The 1685-nt window shown below is 57.1% G+C and carries 2 protein-coding genes and 1 pseudogene; 2 read left to right on the top strand and 1 reads right to left on the bottom strand.

Annotation, left to right across the window (positions count from 1 at the left end):
* Both ACXJ5O_RS26105 and ACXJ5O_RS26110 read left to right on the top strand, forming a co-directional pair.
* On the top strand, positions 1 to 650 hold a 650-nt coding region (locus tag ACXJ5O_RS26105), incomplete at its 5' end, for a glycosyltransferase (protein ID WP_457302445.1).
* Positions 640 to 1392, top strand: a complete 753-nt coding sequence (locus ACXJ5O_RS26110) for a polysaccharide deacetylase family protein (RefSeq protein ID WP_457302446.1) — start codon at positions 640 to 642, stop codon at positions 1390 to 1392. The genes ACXJ5O_RS26105 and ACXJ5O_RS26110, both read left to right, overlap by 11 nt.
* On the opposite strand, the pseudogene ACXJ5O_RS26115 reads toward ACXJ5O_RS26110, so the two are convergent.
* A pseudogene (locus tag ACXJ5O_RS26115) lies at positions 1389 to 1685 on the bottom strand (MBL fold metallo-hydrolase); the annotation flags it as partial. The gene ACXJ5O_RS26110 and the pseudogene ACXJ5O_RS26115 sit on opposite strands and share 4 nt — an antisense overlap.

Raw genomic sequence — 1685 nt, forward strand, 5'->3', positions numbered from 1 at the left:
AGATCGGACTGGCCGGACATATTCCCGAGGCGCGGTTAGCGCGGCTGCAGCCTTTTATCGATGCATCGGCGTTTCGTGATGAACCCGCAGCGAATGAMCCGCATCGGCTGGTGACGATCGCGATGATGCGGGCGGGCGACAAGCTCGAAAGCTATAGAATGCTCGCCGAGGCAATGACCTTGCTCGGGGAGAAGCCCTGGAAACTGAGCGTTATAGGTGATGGCCCGGAACGCGAGGCAGTGAAGACTATGTTTGCGGAGTTTGGCGCCGAACGCATCGAATGGCTTGGCCAAAAACGGGCAGGGGAGGTTGTGGATTTGCTTTATCGTGGTGGCACCTTTGTCTGGCCGGGGACAGGCGAAGCCTACGGCATCGCCTATCTGGAAGCGCAGGCGGCGGGATTGCCGGTCGTGGCACAGAAGACCGCGGGTGTGCCCGAGGTGGTCAAGGACGGTGTGACGGGTTTGTTGACGACGGCTGGAGATACAAGGATCTTTGCCGATGCCATTGTGCAGATGATTGACAATGAGGATCGCCGCCTTTCCATGGGGCGGGCGGGACGACGTTTTGTAATGGAAGAGCGATCGCTTGAGATTGCGTCAAAGCGGCTGGACCAGCTATTGCGGGAATATATGGTGCATGATGGATGAAGCCGCATGGCAGCCATTGCGAGAGGAGCTTGCGCGCTGGACAAAAGCCAATCGCATTGCCCGATTTTGGCTGMGCGACGATGATGCGGTCGAGCCAACCGCTGCGTTGGAACGACTTCTGGTGTCGCGCGAAGAGTACCAAGTCCCGCTGACGCTCGCAGTAATCCCTGCATATGTGAAAGAGCAGCTTGCCCGACGATTGGCGTGCGAAGTCAGTGTGAATGTCGCGGTGCATGGCTGGTCGCACGAAAATCACGCATCGGCAAACGAGAAAAAGCAGGAGCTAGGACCGCATCGAGCGCTGAATGTGATGTCGGCGGAACTAGGTGAAGGGTATAGACTGCTTGAAAAGCTGTTTCCCGACCGCTTCGTACCGGTGTTGGTGCCGCCGTGGAACCGGATCGATCCGCTGCTACTGAATGAATTACCAAATCTCGATTTTAAGGCACTATCGGTTTTCGGTCCGCCAAACGAGAAGTTCACGGCTGTCCTTCCGATCATCAACGCGCATGTTGATTTGATGGACTGGCACGGAACGCGAGGCTGCCGGGATCATGGGCAATTGGTTGAAGCGATCGTCAAGGAGTTGCAGCTACGCTTCGGGAGCAACGATGAGCCTATCGGCATCCTGACGCACCACCTTGTGCATGATGATTCGGCTTGGGACTTTTTGCGGAGATTGTTCGCAGTGGTGGCGGCAACGCCCGCTGGTCACTGGGTTTCGCTGCGGGAATTGCTCTAAAGATCGATCACCTGAAAATCCCGCGCGGCAAAGGCGCCGGTAAAGCGTTCTTTTGCCAAGCGCTCGAATTCGTCGAGTTCGTCATCCGTGCGATCGGGCGCGTGATGAAACAACGCCAGTCTGCCGATCTTCGCTGCCTCCGCTAAGAGGACGCCATGCTGCCACGTCGAGTGGCCATAGCCGAAACGCCGCGGCATCTCGTCTTCTGTGTAAGTGCAGTCATAGACGACGAGATCGGCGTCTTTAATGAGCTTCAGAACGACCGGGTCAAGCTTGCCGGCTTCATGCTCAGT

Source organism: Phyllobacterium sp. P5_D12, from assembly GCF_054049495.1.